The organism is Gordoniibacillus kamchatkensis (assembly GCF_000829455.1).
In the GTDB taxonomy this organism is placed as follows: Bacteria; Bacillota; Bacilli; order Paenibacillales; family NBRC-103111; genus Gordoniibacillus; species Gordoniibacillus kamchatkensis.
This window is the reverse complement of the sequence record NZ_JXAK01000012.1, coordinates 1-17,688: the sequence shown is the minus strand read 5'-3', so window position 1 is coordinate 17,688 and position 17,688 is coordinate 1. Positions and strand designations below refer to the sequence as shown.

The window sequence follows — 17,688 nt, the reverse complement described above, 5'->3', positions numbered from 1 at the left end:
GATTGTGAATGTGAGCGATTGGGAGTGAAGCAGCTTTGGCGCTTATCGTAATGAAATTCGGCGGCAGCTCGGTCGGCGACGCGGAGCGGATGAAACGGGTCGCAAGACGGATAGCGGAACGCAAACAAGAGGGGAACCGGATCGTCGTCGTCGTATCCGCCATGGGCGACACGACCGACGATCTGATCGATCTGTCGAAGCAAATATGCGAAGGGACGCCGGCGGCGCGCGAAATGGACATGCTGCTCACGACCGGCGAGCAAGTGTCGGTGGCGCTGCTGTCGATGGCGATCCAAAGCCTCGGCGTGCCGGCCGTGTCGTATACGGGCTGGCAGGCGGGCATGTATACCGAAGCGGTGCACGGCAAGGCGCGCATTACCGAGATCAAGCCGGAGCGCGTGCTGCGTTCGGCCGAGGAAGGCAAGGTCGTCATTGTCGCCGGTTTCCAAGGCATGACAAGTGAAGGCGAAATTACGACGCTCGGCCGCGGCGGCTCGGATACGACGGCGGTGGCGCTGGCGGCGGCGATTAAAGCCGACTTGTGCGAAATCTACACCGACGTCGACGGCGTATATTCCACAGACCCGCGGGTCGTAAAGGTAGCGCGCAAGCTGAAGGAAATCTCGTACGACGAAATGCTGGAGCTGGCCAACCTCGGGGCGGCCGTCCTTCACCCGCGCGCGGTCGAATACGCGAAAAACTACAACGTCGCGCTTGTCGTGCGGTCCAGCTTTACGAATAACGAAGGCACCCATGTGAAGGAGGAAGCGGTTATGGAACAAGGAATTGTCGTGCGCGGCATCGCTTACGATAAAAACGTCGCAAGAATCAGCATTCTCGGAGTGCCGGAAAAGCCGGGCCAACTGGCGAAGGTGTTCACGGCGCTGGCGAAGGAGCAGATCGACGTCGACATCATCGTGCAGAGCGGCGTTATTGCCGGTGCGGCCGATTTCTCGTTCACGACGGCATTGACCGATCTCGACAAGGCGCTGGCTGTCATCGAAAGCATCCAGCCGGACATCGGTTACCGCGAAGCGACGCACGAGACGAACGTGGTCAAAGTATCGATCGTCGGCGCCGGAATGGTCAGCACTCCGGGAGTAGCGGCGAAAATGTTCGAGACGATCTCCGCCCTCGGCGTATCGATCTCGCTCGTCAGCACGTCCGAAATCAAAATGTCCTGCGTCATCAAACTGGACCATCTGAACGACGTCTTGCGCGCCCTACACACCGCGTTCGCTCTCGACACGACGAAGCAAGCGTTCGTCGGCGGTCCGCAAGAGCGGAGATAACCAAAGCAACGGCGTTAGTCCCTGCTGGCAGCTTCACGGCGGCCGGCAGGGATTTTTGCTATGTTCAGGAGATTCATATATTTGGTAGAATACAGGCATATGGACAGGAGGGGACACTTGTGAAAAAGATTGCGATAGCCGGCATGGCCGGAATTGCTTTGACGGCCTTCGGCGCAGGCGTGTACGCGGCTTCCGACATTCGGCTGCTCGTTCACGGCAAACAGGTGAACGCCGACGTACGGATCATTGACGGGTCTAGCTACGTTCCTTTGCGCGCCGTCTCGGAAGCGCTCGGGATGGACGTGAACTGGGACAATGCGACCCGCACGATCAGCATCAAAAAAACGAAGACGTACAAAGTCAATTCCGTCATATGGTCCGGAGACGCACGGATGAAAATATCCGCAGTCACATTGGACACGGCGTTCCAAAACGAGAAAACCGATCATCCCATACACGCTCTCATTTTCGATGTGAGCATCGATTCGGCAGCTTCGCGGTTGAAATGGAATCCGACACAGGGGAAAATCAGAATCAACCAGCAGCAAACTGTCGACATCAGCAAGCCTGTCAACTATTCGGACGATCTGGACGGCGCAGTTGTCTACGATAAAGTGAAAAAGGGAAACATCGTCGTCGAAGTAAGCGGCGATCTGGACGAAATCAAAACCGTCGAATTCGTGATAGACGGCTCTACGGACGGGCATACATACAACAATATCCAGCAGATTCCGATCGAACTCAAGTAACGCGAAAAAATGCCTTTGCAAGTGCTCTACGGGCACTTTCAGGGGCATTTTCGCAAGCAGTCACACGCCGCTCAAGCTATTGCCGTCACTTGAGCTTGTCCGCCACAAGCGTGAACACCTTGAGCAAAAACGCCGTAATTCCCGCCGCCATAAGCGGGCCGACCGGAATGCCGCGCATAAATACAATCCCGAAAATCGACCCGATCACGAGTCCGACGATGAGCTGCGGGTCGATTTTTAACAGCTCCAGCCCTTTGCCGTTCATATACGTGGCGGCGGCGCCGCCGATCAGCGCGATAATGCCGGGCCACGTCGTAAATACGCTTAGCACGTCCTTCGCGTTAATGCGCTCGCTGGCGAAAGGCACGAGCACGCCCATCGTCAAAAACAGCAGCCCGAGCTCCAGACCGCGCCGCTCGATCGACGGCAAGTAGCGGTCCAGACTGATCAGCTTGACGATGAGAAGCACGCACGCTGCCGTCGTAATGATGTGCGACCGGCCGAGCAGTCCGATCAAGATTAAAATTACGAGCAGCACATTGCCGTTCATGCGATAACCCCTTGTCCCCCGACTTCGTCCCTACATCGTATGAACGGGAGACAAGGATTAGAACGGCCCGTATGCTCGAGCCGTTCCGATATACAAATTAGGCTGCGAGCTAGCGGGCCGCCAGCGCCAACGGCACGAGCACGCCGTCCTGCAATACGGGGGCGAGGTCGAACGCGTTCCGCTGCGAGCAGAACAGCACGTCATCCTTAAAGCCGAGCCTGGCGAGCCGTTTGCCGCTCGCCGTCGCCAGCAGCGCCGAAGCGATGTCCCCTTGCTCGTGGCGGTAACCGGCGAGCAGCGCCAGACCGAGGTCGTTCAGCCCCGCTTCGGTGAACGTGAGCAGCTCCTCCGCGATCATCCCCGCGCACAACCCGTCTTCCCAGGAAAACACGTCTTGCGTCCCCGCGCACAAAATCGTCACGTCGCGCTGCAGCCCGAAGGCGGCGGCGGCACAGGCGCGGCCGTTCAGGAACGAGCCAGCCAGCACGCGGCTCGCCCGCTGCGACTTTTGAATGGCGCGCGTCCCGTTCGTCGTCGTCATAATAATGCGCCTGCCGCGCACCGCATTAAGCTCGTATTCGATCGGCGAGTTGCCGAGGTCGAAGCCGGGAATTTTTTTGCAGAACCGTTCGCCTCCGAGCAGGTCGCCCGGGCGCTGCTCTTGCTTCGCCTGCTGCACCGTCTCGACGGGGACGACGCCGCTGGCGCCGTGCGCGAGCGCGGTCGTCAACGTGCTTGTGGCGCGCAGCGCATCAATAACGATGACGGTCCTGTGCTGCAAATCGTCCGTCGTCGCCTCCGCGACGGTGCCGATTACATCCACTTGCATTCGTTTCCCCTCCTTTCAGCCTGGCTCCGCCGCAGCCATTGGACTGCGGTCGGCTGCCGACAGGCGACATCTACTTAGGCTTCGCGCCGCTTGCCGGACGGTCCGGTTCTGCGTCCGCAGGCGGCATATGTCCGAATGCGAACGTATCCGAACGCAAACCGCGCCGCAGCGCTTCAAGCGCCACAATGTCGCCGGCCGGGATGTTGCCGAGATTGACTTCCGGTCCGAGCAGCTGCAGCAGATGCACTTGCTGGTGCTTTTGCGGCGCTTCCCACAGCAGCACGTCGCGGCTCGGAATAGCCCCCAGCACAAGCTCAAGCTCATCGTCCTTGCATTTCCCGTTTTCGTCGTAAATGCCGACTCCGGCGCCCGACTCCCGGCCTTCGATGGTGACAAGCTCGGCGCCCATGAGCAGATCGAGCCGCACGGTCTCAATCAGCTCCTCGAGCTCTATTTTCGAGCCCCAGCCTTTTTTGCCGTATTCGGTAAACACGGAGAGGCCCTCCCGGACGCTCTCCGGATCAGCTCGCTGCGCAGTCCGCGCTCCAATTCAATCGTGCCGTCGGACACCTCCAGGCCGGTAAAGCCAAGAGCAAGCACCGTATCGAAGTACGCGTCGATTTCTTGCTGCGCAATGGCTACCTCCAGGAATGTGCCGCCGGGATAAATGCTGATGCCGTTTGCTTTCGCCATGTCGATCTTTTTGCGCAGCAGCGCAGCGGGATAGAGGGGAGACGTGCCGAACCCGATTTTGATCATATCGATGTGGGGGCCTGCCGTTTGCAGCAAGTCTTCGAAAGCGTGGAGGCCGAGCCCCTTGTCAATCACCATCGTTTTCCCCGCCGTTCTCGGCTTCGCCTGTCTGCGTCCGGTCGGGTCGGTCAGCGCCGCGACCCAGGTCGGAAAGGAGGTTACTTCCATGCCGTCAATCTCCTCACTGTCACAAGATGGGGTTCACGGGTTCATCATATGCATCCGCAAATAGGGAGGTGCCCATCATGCCTAAAAAGAGACGAGCCCGCATACAGTGGTACAAACCTTTATTTTCGCATGAAAAGGAGAGAAATCCATGATCAACAAGATCGTCATGAGCATGGCGACGCTGCGCATGATGTCAGGCAGCATCGAAATTATCGCGGCGCTGCTCATGCTCCGTTTCAATCAAGTCGAGAAAGCGCTGCTCGTCAACTCGGGACTTGCGCTCGTCGGTCCCCTCGTGCTGCTGACAACGACGACGATCGGTCTTGTAGGCATCGCCGAGAAACTATCATTCGGCAAAATGATATGGGTGCTGGCTGGCGTCAGCTGCATCTTTATCGGCATTCTCAAAAAATAAGAAACCGGCATATTTCGTTAATAGCGTCATAGGATAGGATATCTGATCTTATTCCATATGTCGCAGTCCGGCCTGCGCAGGCGGAGAGGGACGGGCCCCGGCTCCCGCGGCCGCGGTGCGGACGGGAAGGAGGCCTGGGATGCCGGAAGCGATACTCTCCTATATGCCGGATTCGCTGCAGCGGATCTTGCGTCCCGTCTGGCCTGCGTTGGCGGAGCAGCTGGAAGAAATCCGGGTGCGCGAAAATCGCCCGCTCGAGCTGCGCCTCTCCGGCGGCAGCCGGTTCGTCGCTCCCGGCGGCGTTTTGACAGGCCGGCCGAATGAGGCGTACATGCCGACGCGCAGCGACTGCGCGGCGGTGCTGGAGCTGCTGACGAACCATTCGGCTTATTCGTATGAGGAGGAACTGCGGCTCGGCTACATTACGATTCCCGGCGGCCACCGCGTCGGCCTAGCCGGCAGGGCGGTGCTCGAGGGCGGGCGCGTCCGGCTGCAGCGCGACGTCGGCTCGTACAATTTTCGCATCGCCCGGCAAGTCGTCGGCGTCGCCAAGCCGTTCGTGCCGAGCCTACTCGATATCGGCGCCGCGACGCTTCACCACACGCTGATCGTGTCGCCGCCGCAGCACGGAAAGACGACGTTCGCCCGCGACCTGGCCCGTATTGTCAGCGCGGGTGAGTGGCCGCCGGGAGCTTGGGGGAATGGCCCCGCGGCAAGCCGGCCGGGACTCAAAGTCGGCGTCGTCGATGAGCGCTCCGAGCTGGCCGCATGCGTGCAAGGCGCGCCGCGCTTCGATCTCGGCCCCCGTACCGACGTGCTGGACGGCTGCCCGAAGGCGGAAGGGATGATGATGCTGATCCGCTCCATGTCGCCTGAAGTGCTCGTCGCCGACGAGCTCGGGCGGCCCGAGGACGCCGCAGCTGTGCGCGAGGCGATCCACGCCGGCATCCGCGTCGCGGCTACGGCGCACGGTAACGATCTCGACGATGTGCGGCGGCGGCCGGCGCTGCGCGAGCTGCTTGGCGAGGGGGCGTTTCGCCGCATCGTCACGCTGCGGCGAAAGCCGGGGGAGCCGCTGCAAGGCGCCGTCTGGGACGAGCAAGGCAGGCGGCTGTTCGCGACATCCGGCTGGGCCGGCGGCCTTTCCGCCGGAGCCGGATATCGGCCTGCCGCCGCAACGGCGCAGAACGGCGATGAGCGAAAGGGGGCGAGTGCGAGGTGAAGCTGCTTGGCGCCGCTCTGGTGCTGCTCGCCGCCACGCTGTTCGGCTTTTTTCAGGCGCTGCAGTTTGCCCGCCGGCCGCGCCAAATCCGCGAGCTGATCTCGGCGCTGCAGCGGCTTGAGACGGAGATCGTCTATGGCTCCACGCCGCTGCCGGAAGCTTTGCGGCGGCTTTCCGCCGCCGCGGCGGAGCCGGTCGGCCCGCTGCTCGGAGGCGTGGCCGCAGCGCTCGCGCAGCGCCCGCAAACGCCGCTCGGCGAGCTGTGGCGGGAGGAGGCGGAGCGCGTCTGGAAGCGGTCGGCGATGAAGGAGCCCGAATTCGAGGCGTTCACCCGCCTCGGGCTGGCGCTAGGCCTCTCGGACCGCACCGACCAGGCCAAGCATTTGAAGCTCGCCGCCGCCCAGCTGAAGGCGGAGGAACAAACCGCGCGCGAAGAGCAGAAGCGGTACGAGACGATGTGGCGCAGTTTGGGCGTTCTGGTCGGAGCTCTCATCGTCATTTTGATGTATTAAGTGGGGTGCCCTAGATGAACGTGGATGTGAACGCCATTTTCCAGATTGCCGGCATCGGCATCATCATCGCAATGATCCATACGGTGCTCAAGCAGATGGGAAAGGAAGACATGGCCCACTGGGTGACGGTCATCGGCTTCGTCGTCGTACTGTTCATGGTGGTCAGCATGCTCGACAATTTGTTCAAGGAAATCAAAACGATCTTTCTGTTCCAGTAGGTGACGCCGTGGAAATGATCCAAATTGTCGGAGTAGGGCTGCTCGCCACCGTCCTCGTGCTCATCGTCAAGGAGCAGAAGCCGATGTTCGCTTTCCTGCTCGCAACGTTCACCGGCATCGTCATATTCCTGTTCTTAATCGGCAAAATTTCAGCCGTCATTCATATGCTGGAGGATTTAGCCGTCAAGTCGAACATCAACCTGGTTTTTCTCAAGACGATACTCAAAATTATCGGCATCGCCTACATTGCCGAGTTCGGCGCGCAAGTCGTGCGCGACGCAGGGCAAGAGTCGATCGCCGCCAAAATCGAGCTCGCCGGCAAAATTCTCATCATGGTGATGGCGATTCCGATCATCACCGTCATTATACAAACGGTGATCAAGCTGCTGCCTGTCTAGGCGCTAGAGCCGGGAAGCTATGGGAGGTGCCGCGCACTTGAGTCGAACCCGAATGCCGGCTGCGCTCGTGCTGCTCGCGCTGACGCTATGGCTTGCGTTCTTCGCAGCCCCTTTGCCTGGGCTTGCGGCCGAACCCGGCGCTGCGGCGGGCGACGCGATCGTGCGCGAGCAGGCGAGCCAGCTCGACACGACGCAGATCGAGAACTATTGGAACAAGCTGATGAAGCAGTACGGCGGCTACTTCCCGGAAATCAGGGTGCCAAGCTTGATGGAGTTGCTGGCCGGCGGCCAAAGGCTGCAGCTTGACCATATACTGAAAGGTTTGCTGCGCTACCTGTTCCACGAAATTATCGTCAGCGGCAAGCTGCTCGGTTCGATTATGGTGCTGACCGTGTTCAGCATTTTGCTGGAGACGCTGCAAAGCTCGTTCGAGCGCAACACGGTAAGCAAAATCGCTTACGCTATTTCGTTCATGGTGCTCGTCATTATCGCGGTCAATTCGTTCAGCGTGGCGATCGGGTATGCCAAGACGGCGATCGCCGACATGATTCAGTTCATGCTCGCCATCGTGCCGCTGCTGCTCACGCTGCTGGCGTCGACCGGCGGGGTGGCTTCGGTCACGATTTTGCACCCGATGATCGTGTTTATGGTGCATACGGTCGGCACGGCCATTTATTTGATCGTATTTCCGCTGCTCTTTTTTTCGGCGGTGCTGCATATGGTTAGTTCTATAACGGACAAGTACAAGGTGACGCAGCTTGCCGATTTGCTGCGAAACGTCAGCATCGGCGCACTCGGAGCGTTCGTGACGGTGTTCCTCGGCGTCATCTCGGTGCAAAGCACGTCGGGGGCGATCGCCGACGGGGTGGCGGTGCGCACGGCGAAATACGTCACGAGCACGTTCGTGCCGGTGGTAGGGCGCATGTTTTCGGACGCTTCGGAGACGGTAATCGGCGCCTCGATGCTCGTCAAGAACGCCGTCGGCTTGGTCGGGGTTGTCATCATTTTGCTGCTGTGCGCGTTCCCGGCGCTCAAGATCATTACGCTCGCGCTCATCTACAACGTTTCCGGCGCGATGCTGCAGCCGCTCGGCAACTCGCCGATGATCAAGTGCCTGCAGACGATCGGCAAAAGCCTCATCGCCGTGTTCGCCGCGCTCGCCGTTGTCGGCTTGATGTTCTTCCTGGCGATCACGATGATGATCACGGCCGGCAACATGACGCTGTTGGCGCGATAAGCGGCCTTACTCGGGAAGGGGCTATATTCATTAGGGGGGAGGGGAAGCGGATGCTGGGCATGAGCGTCTGGCTGAAAACGGTCATTACTGTCATTATGCTCGCGACTTTCGTCGATCTGCTGCTGCCGAACTCCGCGATGCAGCGCTATGTCCGCACCGTCATGAGCTTGTTCGTGCTGCTGACGCTGCTGTCCCCGCTCATCCAGTTATTTCAGCGCAGTTGGCAGCCGGAGAAGCTGTTCGCGCTAGTCGGAGATCAGGAAGCGCGCATGGCTGCCGCCGCTCAAGCGGGCGGGGCGATGCCATCGCTGGAGGCGATCCAGCGCCAAGCGGAGCAGCTGAAAGCTGTGAACGCGCAGCAGGAAAAACGGCTCGTCGAAACGCAGCTGGCGGCGCAAATCAAGGATCGCCTGCAAGGCGAGACGGAGCTGCCGATTACGGCCGTACAAGTTACGACCGGCACGGACAAGCGCGACAAGCCTTATATCGAGAACGTCCGGGTCACGCTTGGCCCGCCGCAGCCGCCGGCCGCCGCAGTCGGAGATAGCGCCAAACCGGATGCATCTTCCGGCGGGACGGCAGGACAGATTGGCAAGCCGTTAGCTATCGAAATCAAACCGGTCGACCCGGTGCGAATCCGCATCGGCAGCGGCTCGGATGATCATACATCGGCAGCCGCCGCCCCCGCGGGGGGCGTGCTGCCCGCGCCGTACCGCCAGGACCAGACTGCCGTCTCCCGAGTTCTCGTCAAAGAGTACCAGCTCTCGCCGGATCGGGTCCACGTGCTCTACTCCGGCGACGCGCACGCTTCTTAGCGGAACCGATGGCGAATAAGCCGACAATGCCGAGCGCGGAGCGGAGCCCCGAGGCACTTACCCTAAGTGAGGTGACTAGAAGCAATGGGAAAATTCATGAATTGGTTGGAGCAGCGGTTCGGAGGCGGACCGAACGGATCGAAACGGTCGCGGCCTTTCCTCTGGCTTCTGATCATCGCCCTGATCGGCGCAGCGATCATGATCCTCAGCTCCTTCGTCAACGTGACGAAGCTCGAGCCGATCAGCCAAGGAGGCGCCGGGCCGCCGCCTGCGCAGCCGAGCCAGCCGGCCTTCGGTTCGGGCGCCAAAGACGCATCCAGGTTTCGCGAGTACGAGCAGGCGTACGAATCGCAGCTGCAAGACATTTTGCGCAAAATTGTAGGCGTCGGCGACGTCGAAGTGCTCGTCACGATCGAGTCGACCGAAGAGGTGGACGTCGAGAAAAACGTGAAAAACACGCAGCAGGTCACGAACGAGAAAGACCAAAACGGCGCGAACCGCAACATCACCGAAGTGACGAGCAGCGGCGAAGTGGTGCTGTACCAAGTGTCCGGCGCCCAGCAGCCGCTCGTGACGAAATATATTAAGCCGAAAATTCGCGGGGTGCTCGTCGTCGCCAAAGGCGCGGAGAACGCCGTCGTGAAGAAGATGATCGCCGAGGCGGTCGAACGCGGGCTGGACGTACCGGCGCACCGCATCTCCATCCTGCCGAGGAAACAATCCCAATAACCTAAGGAGGTAGTAACAATGAACGCAAAAAGACAAACGATTTGGTTAGTATCGATGCTGAGCCTGATGGTGGTATTGTCCGCCTACTACTTGTTCACGGAAGACACTTCGAAGGTCGACGTGACGACGGCGAGCGGCAGCGATAAAAGCGTCGGCACGCCGGTAGCGATCGATTTGAAAGATCCAAACGGCGCCAAAGTGGACAGCAAAGACACCGCCAAAGTGGAAGTGAAGCCGGATCCGAACCAGCAGACGGCGCAAGCGAACGGCAAAGCGGCCGATGGGAAGACGACGGCCCCGGATGCGAAAGCGACGGCGCCTGACGCCAAAGCGACCGGTTCCAAAGCACCCGACGCCAAAGCGACCGATAAAACGGCGAGCGGCCAAAAGACGGCGCAAACGGGCAACGCCGACAAAGCGAAAACGGATGCGCAAGTGCTCGACACGATGACGAGCGCGGCGCTTAGCGGCAGCAACTACTTCGCCGACCAGCAGCTGAAGCGCGACGAAGAGGTTTCCAAGCAGACGGAACAGCTCATGAGCATTACGTCCAGCTCCAAAGAGTCCACGCAAAACCTGGAGAAAGCGTACAACGACCTGCAAAAGCTGCAGGACATGAATACGAAAATGCAAAATCTGGAGTCGCAGCTGACGAAGCAATATCCGAATGCGGTTGTGACAAAAGACGGAGAGAAATATAAAGTGGCGGTGCAGGCGGAGAAGCTGACCGCTGCGCAAGCGGTGGCGATCGTCGATCTGACGATGCAAGAAATGAGCATCGGTCAAGATAAAGTGGTTGTGCAGTACTTGCCTTAAGCGACGAACGCCCGGGAGCCCGGCCGAACGCGAGGGCGTCAAGCGGCATGCGAACTTGCAGCAGAGCCGTTTCGCCGCCTTCGCGCCAAACGGGCTCTTTCCATTTCCTTCGTTTGTGGGTTATAATACTACCGTTGTGTCCGACTTCACAAATATTGAAGGAGTGAAGCCTTTAGTGTTCAAGCTAAGCGAAATCAAAGAATTGATGAAATTGATGGACCAAACGTCCTTGCACGAATTGGAGATCGAAAATGAAGGCTCGCACCTGCTGATCCGAAAGCCGGGCAAGACGGAGTCCGTCATCGTGGCGCCCGCTGCCCAGCACACCTTTACGCCTGTTGTCAGCGCCCCGGCGCCGTTTGCTCCGGCCGCTGCAGCCGGGGGGCCCGCCGCAGCAGCCGACCAAGCCGCTTCCGGAGAAGAAGATGCCGGCTTACATAAAATCGTATCGCCGATGGTCGGGACGTTCTATGCAGCGCCGTCCCCGGGCGCCGCACCGTTCGTCACCCGCGGCTCGAAAGTAAGCGACAAGACGACCGTCTGCATTATCGAAGCGATGAAGCTGATGAACCAGATTGAGGCCGAAGTGAACGGCGAAATCGTCGACATTCTCGTGGAGAACGGACAGCTCGTCGAATACGGGCAGCCCTTGTTCCTGGTCAAGCCTCATTAAGCGTCAGCCTCAGGAGGGAACCTAATGAAGTTTCACAAAATTTTGGTGGCGAACCGCGGGGAAATCGCCGTCCGCATCATTCGCGCTTGCCGCGAGCTCGGCATTGAAACGGTCGCCGTCTACTCCGAAGCCGACCGCGATGCTCTGCACGTCCGCCTCGCCGACGAGGCGTACTGCATCGGTCCGACGATTTCGAAGGAAAGCTACTTGAACTTTACGAACATTATGAGCGTGGCCCTGCTCACCGAAACGGACGCGATCCATCCCGGCTACGGCTTTTTGTCGGAGAATGCGGACTTCGCTGAAATATGCGAGCAGTGCGGCGTTACGTTTATCGGCCCGTCCGCGGACGCCATCACGAAGATGGGGGACAAGTCGGTCGCCAAGCAGACGATGAAAGCGGCCAAGGTGCCTGTTATTCCCGGCTCCGACGGCCTTGTGGAAACGGTGGAGGACGCCGTCGCCATCGCCCGCGACATCGGCTATCCGGTCATCATCAAGGCGACGGCCGGCGGCGGCGGCAAAGGCATCCGCATCGCCGAAGACGAAGAGACGCTCATCGCCCAAATCACCGTCGCGCAGCAGGAAGCGCAAGCGAACTTCGGCAACTCCGGCGTTTATTTGGAGAAATACTTGACGGGCATGAAGCACGTCGAGATCCAGATCATCGCCGACAAGCACGGCAACGTCGTGCACCTTGGCGAGCGCGATTGCTCCGTGCAGCGCCGCCGCCAGAAGCTCGTGGAAGAAGCGCCGTGCCCGATCTTGACGCCGGAAACGCGCCGCCAGATGGGCGAAGCCGCCGTGCGTGCGGCGAAAGCGGTCGATTACGCAGGCGCGGGGACGCTGGAGTTTTTGCTCGGACCGGACGGCAAGTTTTATTTTATGGAAATGAATACGCGCATTCAGGTCGAGCACCCGGTGACGGAAATGATTACCGGCATCGACCTGATCAAAGAGATGATTCGCATCGGCGAAGGCGAACCGCTGTCGTTCACGCAGGACGATGTGCAGATCGACGGCTGGTCGATCGAGTGCCGCATTAACGCCGAGGATCCGAACCGCAATTTCATGCCGTCGCCGGGACAAGTGAAATTTTATTTGCCGCCGGGCGGTTACGGCGTGCGGGTGGACAGCGCCGTTTATCCGGGCTATACGATTTCGCCGCACTACGACTCGATGGTTGCGAAGCTGATCGTTTGGGCGCCTACGCGGGGCGAAGCCGTCGCCCGGATGAAACGCGCGCTCGAAGAATTCGCTATCGAAGGCGTGCACACGACGATTCCGTTCCATTTGAAGCTGCTCGATCATCGTACCTTTTTGGCGGGCACCCACGATATCAAGTTTCTGGAAGAGCACGACGTAAACGATCCGAACTCTTAGAACTTGAAGGGTTTGTCATATTTTTGCCGAAATGGTATAGTTATTAAATAAGTACGAGCGTTTCAAACCAATCAGGAGGTGCGCTAGCATGAGCACAATCGCTCCCGATTACGAGAAGACGGATATGGGCACGATTCAGATTGCGCCGGAAGTCATTGCGGTCATCGCGGGGCTTGCGGCGATCGAGGTGGAAGGCGTAGCCGGCATGAGCGGCGGTTTCGCAGGCGGCATTGCCGAGCTTCTCGGCCGCAAAAATTTGGCCAAAGGCGTGAAGGTCGATGTCGGCCAGCGCGAAGCGGCGATCGACGTGTCCATCGTCATTGAGTACGGGACTCGAATTCCCGAAGTTGCCGGCGACATCCAAAAGAACGTGAAGCAAGCGATCGAATCGATGACGGGGCTCGATGTAGTCGAGGTGAACGTCCATATCCACGACGTTATGTTCAAAAGCCCGGAGAAGCCGGCTGCCGAAGAAGAGCCTGCAGTACAACGAGTAAAATAAACGGCATGTCGAAACCCCTGACAGTCAGGGGGTTTTCAATGTCGCTCCCTGCGCGAGAGCGCGGATTGAAACAATCACGGAAGGGGACAAGCTTCGTGGTCAAAATTTTGGACAGGCTCCTGCTATTCGTCTTCACTCTAATTACCCTGATCTCCTCCGCGGTCGTGCTTGTGGCTACGTTTTCCTGGATTCCGGAACAGCAGGCGCTGGCGGCGGTACGCCAGCTGTATCACGACCTGCCGACAGCATATACGGCTATCGTCGTTGGACTTCTAGTGCTCGTCATCAGCATCCGCTTCCTGGTCGTTACGCTGCGCCGAGGCCGCGCGCAAGCGCCGTCCATCGATCAGCGGACCGATTACGGCGACATTCGCATCTCGCTCGATACGGTGGAAAATCTTTCGCTGAAAGCGGCAAGCCGCAGCCGGGGCGTCAAAGACGTGAAGTCCCGCGTCCGCGTCAGCCCGTCCGGAATTGAAATCGTCATTCGCGCGCTCGTCGACGGCGAAACGTCGATTCCCGAATTGACCGAAGATATGCAGCGCACCGTTAAGGAGCTGGTGGAAGAAATTACAGGAATTCCTGTCGCTTCCGTGACGGTCTTCGTCGCCAATATCGTGCAGTCCGCGCCGACGTTCAAGAGCCGTGTGGAATAGAGGTGAAGCTCCGTGTGGAATGAGCTGTGGGAGCATCATCGGGGCAAAACCGTCGGCACCGCCGCAGGCATCGTTTGCGGCTTCATTTATTTGTTTTTCGGCTTCTGGGACATGCTCATATTTGCTTTTATTTCCTTCGTAGGGTATTATATCGGCAAGAAGGTAGACAACCGGGAAGAACTGTTTCCCTTGCAGGAGCTATGGCGCCAGCTATCGGACAAATGGAGATTGTTCCGCTGAAATCCTTGGGTCTTCCATGGATTTTTTTGTTGCCCGGTGAGGCGTGAAGCCAGAGGAGGAAGTCAGGCATGAGGCGCAGAGTAGCGCGGGAGATTGCGATTCAAAGCTTGTACCAGATTGAAATGAACGAAGTGACCGCGAAGGAAGCGGTCGCTATGGCCGTGCACGAAGCGGAGCACGACAACGAGGCACAGCTCGCGACCCGAGGCGACAAAGTGTCGCCGGCGTACGTGCAGGAGCTCGTGGAGGGAACGAGGAGGAACGTTGCCGCGATCGACGAAATGCTGTCCGATTATTTGAAAGGCTGGCAGATGGACCGTCTGTCCCGGGTCGACCGCGAGGTGCTGCGGCTGGCGGCTTACGAGATGGTGTACCGCGACGACGTGCCGCCGAAAGTCGCGCTGAACGAAGCGATCGAGCTGGCCAAACATTTTGGCACCGAAGAATCGGGCAAGTTCGTCAACGGCGTGCTCGGCAAAATGATCAAGGAACTGGACGGACTGAAAGGAAAATACGCGCGGCAGCTAGAGCCGTAACAAAGGTGGAAGGGGAATCGGCCATGACCGCACAAATCATTAACGGCAAACAAATCGTCGCCGAATATCGCGACAATATTCGGCGCGAGGTCGAGGCGCTGACAGCCGCCGGCACGCGGCCGGGGCTTGCCGTCGTCATCGTCGGCGAAGATCCGGCGTCGCAAATTTATGTCAACAACAAGGCGAAAGCTTGCGAGCAAGTCGGCATCTACTCGGAGGTGCACCGGTTGCCGGAGGCGACGACGCAAGACGAGCTTGTGGCTCTCATCGAGTCGCTTAACCGCAATGCTGCCGTGCACGGCATTCTCGTCCAATCCCCGCTCCCGGGCCATATCAATGAAGAAGAAGTGGTGGACGCGATTATGCCGGATAAGGACGTCGACTGCTTTCACCCGGTCAACGTCGGCAATTTGGCGATCGGCAAGCCGGGCATGCTGCCGTGCACGCCGGCCGGCGTCATCGAGGTGCTGAAATACATCGGCGCCGACATTGCCGGCAAACATGCCGTTGTCGTAGGCCGCAGCAACATCGTCGGCAAGCCGATGGCCTTGCTGCTGCTGCGCGAGCATGCGACGGTAACGATATGCCATTCGCGCACGCCGGATCTCGCTGCCGTCACGCGCCAGGCGGACATTCTCGTCGCCGCCGTCGGGCGGGCGAACTTGATCCGCGCCGAGCACGTGAAGCCGGGCGCGGTCGTGATTGACGTCGGCATGAACCGCCCGGAAGGCGGGAAACTGTGCGGCGACGTCGATTTTGAGGCGGTGAAGGAGGTGGCCGGGGCCATTACTCCGGTTCCGGGCACCGTCGGCCCGATGACGATCACGATGCTGCTGCGCAACACGCTGCACGCCGCCCGCCGGGCGGCCGGCGCCCAGGCGGCGGTGGGCGGATGAACCAGCAGCGTCAAGTCCTCTCGATTAAAGAGCTGAACCGCTACATCAAGCTGAAGCTCGAGGGTGACGATACGCTGCAGGACGTCTGGGTGCGCGGCGAAATATCCAATTTCACGCACCACGCCAGCGGCCATATGTATTTCACCTTGAAAGACGCGGACAGCCGGCTGAAGTGCATCATGTTCGCATCGCATAATCAGAAGCTCGGGTTTATCCCGCGCGAAGGCACGAAAGTGATCGCCCGCGGCAACATATCCGTATACGAGCGGGACGGGCAGTACCAGTTTTACGCTACGCATATGCAGCCGGACGGCATCGGCAATCTGTATTTGGCGTTCGAGCAGCTGAAAAAAAAGCTCGAAAGCGAAGGGCTGTTTGCGAAAGAACGCAAACGGCCGATTCCGCGCTTCCCGGCGGCGATCGGCGTCATTACCTCGCCGACCGGTGCTGCCATCCGCGATATTATCATTACGCTGCGGCGCCGCTATCCGATCGTGCCGATTTTGCTATATCCCGCGCTCGTGCAAGGAACGGGGGCGGCGCCGTCGGTCGTAAGAGGCATCGAGCTCATGAACGCGCTCGCCGAAGTCGACGTACTGATCGTCGGCCGCGGCGGCGGTTCGCTTGAAGAGCTGTGGGCGTTCAACGAAGAAATCGTGGCGCGGGCCATCGCCGCATCGCGCATTCCGGTCATCTCCGCCGTAGGCCACGAAACCGATTTCACCATCGCCGATTTCGTCGCCGATCTTCGCGCGCCGACGCCGACCGCCGCCGCCGAACTCGCGGTGCCGCACCATTTGGAGCTGAAGCAGCAGCTGTACTATTTGTCGCAGCGGCTCAGCCAAGGGCTGCTCGGGCAGCTGCAGCGGCGTCGCGACCGGTTGGAGCGGCTGCGCCGTTCGCCGTATTTGCAGTATCCGCGCCGCCAGCTGCTCATGCAGCCCGCCGAGCGGCTGGACCGGCTGCGCGACCGGCTGCGCCACGCCGTGCGGGAGCGTACGGCAGCTGCACGCCAGGCGAGCCTTCGGCTCGAGCGCCGGCTGTCGGCGTTCAACCCGCGCGAGCAAATCGTCTTTGCCCGCCGCCGCACCGATAGCACCCAGCGCCGCCTGGCGGTCGCGATGCAATCGCTCGTGCGCGGCAAGCGGCGCGACGTAGGGTCGCTCGTGCGACAGCTCGACGCACTCAGCCCGCTTAAAGTGATGCAGCGCGGCTACAGTCTCGTCTACGACGAGAAGGAAAAGAAGCTGATCAATTCCGTAGTGAACGTCCAGATTGGGGATGTCATTAAAGTGCGGCTTCGGGACGGACGTTTGCAAGCACATGTATGGGGCATGGAGGAGAAAAAGGATGAATAGCGAACAACCGACGGCGATCAGCTTCGAGCAAGCGATCGAAAAGCTGGAGGCGATCGTGGCGAAGCTGGAGAGCGGAGACGTTCCGCTCGAGCAAGCGATCGAGCTGTACCAGGAAGGAATGAAGCTGTCTCTGCTGTGCGGGCAAAAGCTGGAGCAAGTGGAACGCAGCATCGAAATGCTCGTCGAAGGGGAATGCGGAGTCACGAAGAAACCGTTCCAGACGGCCGCAGAAGACAAAGGTGAACCGAATTGACCAGCTTGTCCTTATCGATTGAACAATACATCAAAGAGCAAGCCTTGCTTGTGGAGCAAGCGCTGAAAGCATCGCTGCCCGCCGACTGGGATATCCCGGTCCCGCTGCGCGAGTCGATGCAATACTCGCTTATGGCCGGAGGGAAGCGGCTGCGCCCGGTGCTCGTGCTGGCTGCGGCCGAAGCGCTCGGAGCGGCGCGTGACGCTGCGCTGCCCGTTGCTTGCGCCATAGAAATGATCCACACGTACTCGCTCATCCATGACGATTTGCCGGCTTGTCCGCCGACCATGCCGCGCGCGCCGGCGTACACCGCCAGTTCCTCCGCGATAGCCAAAGCCCGCTCGGCCGAAACTCCGTGCTTTCGAGCCGCCTGCGCCACGCTGTAAAAGGCCCCGCCGATATGGCCGCCGGCCCGCAGCGAGAAGACGATCAGATCGCTCGTTTTGCGGGTATGGATGTATTCCAGCTCCTCGAGCTTAGTAATGCCC

At 59.8% G+C, this 17,688-nt stretch carries 22 protein-coding genes and 3 pseudogenes; 21 read left to right on the top strand and 4 right to left on the bottom strand.

Features of this window, described 5'->3' with window-relative positions; translation table 11 throughout:
• The first annotated feature begins 35 nt into the window (after nucleotides 1-35).
• Together SD70_RS08725 and SD70_RS33045 are read left to right on the top strand one after the other, a co-directional pair.
• Nucleotides 36-1,292: an aspartate kinase gene (locus SD70_RS08725; protein ID WP_041047213.1), complete on the top strand. Its 1,257-nt coding sequence runs from the start codon at nucleotides 36-38 to the stop codon at nucleotides 1,290-1,292.
• Nucleotides 1,293-1,411: 119 nt separating this feature from the next.
• Nucleotides 1,412-2,041, top strand: a complete 630-nt coding sequence (locus SD70_RS33045) for a copper amine oxidase N-terminal domain-containing protein (RefSeq protein WP_052487199.1) — start codon at nucleotides 1,412-1,414, stop codon at nucleotides 2,039-2,041.
• A gap of 85 nt (nucleotides 2,042-2,126) precedes the next feature.
• Here SD70_RS33045 and SD70_RS08715 read toward each other — a convergent pair whose 3' ends face one another.
• The 3 genes and pseudogenes from SD70_RS08715 to SD70_RS08705 all read right to left on the bottom strand — a co-directional run bounded on the left by SD70_RS08715 (nucleotide 2,127) and on the right by SD70_RS08705 (nucleotide 4,341).
• A complete protein-coding gene (locus SD70_RS08715; RefSeq protein ID WP_041047212.1) occupies nucleotides 2,127-2,591 on the bottom strand; it encodes a DUF441 domain-containing protein in 465 nt (154 codons plus the stop codon).
• 109 nt (nucleotides 2,592-2,700) lie between these two features.
• Nucleotides 2,701-3,420, bottom strand: a complete 720-nt coding sequence (locus SD70_RS08710) for a 2-phosphosulfolactate phosphatase (protein ID WP_041047211.1) — start codon at nucleotides 3,418-3,420, stop codon at nucleotides 2,701-2,703.
• Between the two features lie 70 nt (nucleotides 3,421-3,490).
• Nucleotides 3,491-4,341, bottom strand: a pseudogene (locus SD70_RS08705) (phosphosulfolactate synthase).
• A gap of 148 nt (nucleotides 4,342-4,489) precedes the next feature.
• Between SD70_RS08705 and SD70_RS08700 the strand changes: the two are divergent.
• The 19 genes and pseudogenes from SD70_RS08700 to SD70_RS40260 form a co-directional block, all read left to right on the top strand.
• Nucleotides 4,490-4,756, top strand: coding sequence for a YqhV family protein (locus SD70_RS08700; RefSeq protein ID WP_041047210.1), 267 nt, complete (start codon nucleotides 4,490-4,492; stop codon nucleotides 4,754-4,756).
• A gap of 139 nt (nucleotides 4,757-4,895) precedes the next feature.
• Nucleotides 4,896-5,978, top strand: coding sequence for a stage III sporulation protein AA (gene spoIIIAA / locus SD70_RS08695; RefSeq protein ID WP_082053224.1), 1,083 nt, complete (start codon nucleotides 4,896-4,898; stop codon nucleotides 5,976-5,978).
• Nucleotides 5,975-6,490 carry a stage III sporulation protein SpoIIIAB gene (gene spoIIIAB / locus SD70_RS08690; protein ID WP_041047209.1) on the top strand — a complete coding sequence of 172 codons (516 nt, stop codon included), beginning with the start codon at nucleotides 5,975-5,977 and terminating at the stop codon, nucleotides 6,488-6,490. The genes spoIIIAA and spoIIIAB overlap by 4 nt, the downstream gene beginning before the upstream one ends.
• Nucleotides 6,491-6,504: 14 nt before the next feature.
• Nucleotides 6,505-6,708: a stage III sporulation protein AC gene (spoIIIAC, locus tag SD70_RS08685; RefSeq protein WP_041047208.1), complete on the top strand. Its 204-nt coding sequence runs from the start codon at nucleotides 6,505-6,507 to the stop codon at nucleotides 6,706-6,708.
• Between the two features lie 8 nt (nucleotides 6,709-6,716).
• Nucleotides 6,717-7,106: a stage III sporulation protein AD gene (gene spoIIIAD, locus SD70_RS08680; protein ID WP_041047207.1), complete on the top strand. Its 390-nt coding sequence runs from the start codon at nucleotides 6,717-6,719 to the stop codon at nucleotides 7,104-7,106.
• Nucleotides 7,107-7,125: 19 nt separating this feature from the next.
• Nucleotides 7,126-8,343 (top strand): stage III sporulation protein AE, encoded by a 1,218-nt coding sequence (gene spoIIIAE / locus SD70_RS08675; RefSeq protein ID WP_052487198.1) that lies wholly within the window; start codon nucleotides 7,126-7,128, stop codon nucleotides 8,341-8,343.
• A 50-nt stretch (nucleotides 8,344-8,393) separates the two neighbouring features.
• Entirely contained in the window at nucleotides 8,394-9,158 is a 765-nt protein-coding gene (gene spoIIIAF, locus SD70_RS08670; protein ID WP_052487197.1) for a stage III sporulation protein AF, read from the top strand.
• Nucleotides 9,159-9,242: 84 nt separating this feature from the next.
• Nucleotides 9,243-9,887 carry a stage III sporulation protein AG gene (gene spoIIIAG / locus SD70_RS08665; protein WP_041047205.1) on the top strand — a complete coding sequence of 215 codons (645 nt, stop codon included), beginning with the start codon at nucleotides 9,243-9,245 and terminating at the stop codon, nucleotides 9,885-9,887.
• An 18-nt stretch (nucleotides 9,888-9,905) separates the two neighbouring features.
• A complete protein-coding gene (locus SD70_RS08660; RefSeq protein WP_041047204.1) occupies nucleotides 9,906-10,703 on the top strand; it encodes a SpoIIIAH-like family protein in 798 nt (265 codons plus the stop codon).
• Between the two features lie 175 nt (nucleotides 10,704-10,878).
• Nucleotides 10,879-11,376, top strand: a complete 498-nt coding sequence (accB, locus tag SD70_RS08655; protein ID WP_041047203.1) for an acetyl-CoA carboxylase biotin carboxyl carrier protein — start codon at nucleotides 10,879-10,881, stop codon at nucleotides 11,374-11,376.
• A gap of 24 nt (nucleotides 11,377-11,400) precedes the next feature.
• On the top strand, nucleotides 11,401-12,759 hold the full coding sequence (gene accC, locus SD70_RS08650; protein WP_041047202.1) for an acetyl-CoA carboxylase biotin carboxylase subunit: 1,359 nt from the start codon (nucleotides 11,401-11,403) through the stop codon (nucleotides 12,757-12,759).
• An 88-nt stretch (nucleotides 12,760-12,847) separates the two neighbouring features.
• Nucleotides 12,848-13,261: an Asp23/Gls24 family envelope stress response protein gene (locus SD70_RS08645; RefSeq protein WP_041047201.1), complete on the top strand. Its 414-nt coding sequence runs from the start codon at nucleotides 12,848-12,850 to the stop codon at nucleotides 13,259-13,261.
• A gap of 95 nt (nucleotides 13,262-13,356) precedes the next feature.
• The gene (amaP, locus tag SD70_RS08640; RefSeq protein WP_041047200.1) at nucleotides 13,357-13,917 is read left to right on the top strand and encodes an alkaline shock response membrane anchor protein AmaP; all 561 of its coding nucleotides are present in this window, start codon (nucleotides 13,357-13,359) and stop codon (nucleotides 13,915-13,917) included.
• 12 nt (nucleotides 13,918-13,929) lie between these two features.
• Entirely contained in the window at nucleotides 13,930-14,157 is a 228-nt protein-coding gene (locus SD70_RS08635; RefSeq protein WP_041047199.1) for a DUF2273 domain-containing protein, read from the top strand.
• A 68-nt stretch (nucleotides 14,158-14,225) separates the two neighbouring features.
• On the top strand, nucleotides 14,226-14,693 hold the full coding sequence (gene nusB, locus SD70_RS08630; protein ID WP_041047198.1) for a transcription antitermination factor NusB: 468 nt from the start codon (nucleotides 14,226-14,228) through the stop codon (nucleotides 14,691-14,693).
• Nucleotides 14,694-14,716: 23 nt separating this feature from the next.
• The gene (gene folD / locus SD70_RS08625) at nucleotides 14,717-15,589 is read left to right on the top strand and encodes a bifunctional methylenetetrahydrofolate dehydrogenase/methenyltetrahydrofolate cyclohydrolase FolD (RefSeq protein ID WP_041047197.1); all 873 of its coding nucleotides are present in this window, start codon (nucleotides 14,717-14,719) and stop codon (nucleotides 15,587-15,589) included.
• Nucleotides 15,586-16,947, top strand: a complete 1,362-nt coding sequence (gene xseA, locus SD70_RS08620; protein ID WP_041047196.1) for an exodeoxyribonuclease VII large subunit — start codon at nucleotides 15,586-15,588, stop codon at nucleotides 16,945-16,947. Before folD ends, xseA begins: the two co-directional genes overlap by 4 nt.
• Nucleotides 16,940-17,200 (top strand): exodeoxyribonuclease VII small subunit, encoded by a 261-nt coding sequence (gene xseB / locus SD70_RS08615; RefSeq protein WP_041047195.1) that lies wholly within the window; start codon nucleotides 16,940-16,942, stop codon nucleotides 17,198-17,200. The genes xseA and xseB overlap by 8 nt, the downstream gene beginning before the upstream one ends.
• A gap of 50 nt (nucleotides 17,201-17,250) precedes the next feature.
• Nucleotides 17,251-17,475: pseudogene (locus SD70_RS40260) on the top strand (polyprenyl synthetase family protein); the annotation flags it as partial.
• A 112-nt stretch (nucleotides 17,476-17,587) separates the two neighbouring features.
• Here the strand turns inward: SD70_RS40260 and SD70_RS37785 are convergent.
• Nucleotides 17,588-17,688, bottom strand: a pseudogene (locus tag SD70_RS37785) (polyprenyl synthetase family protein); the annotation flags it as partial.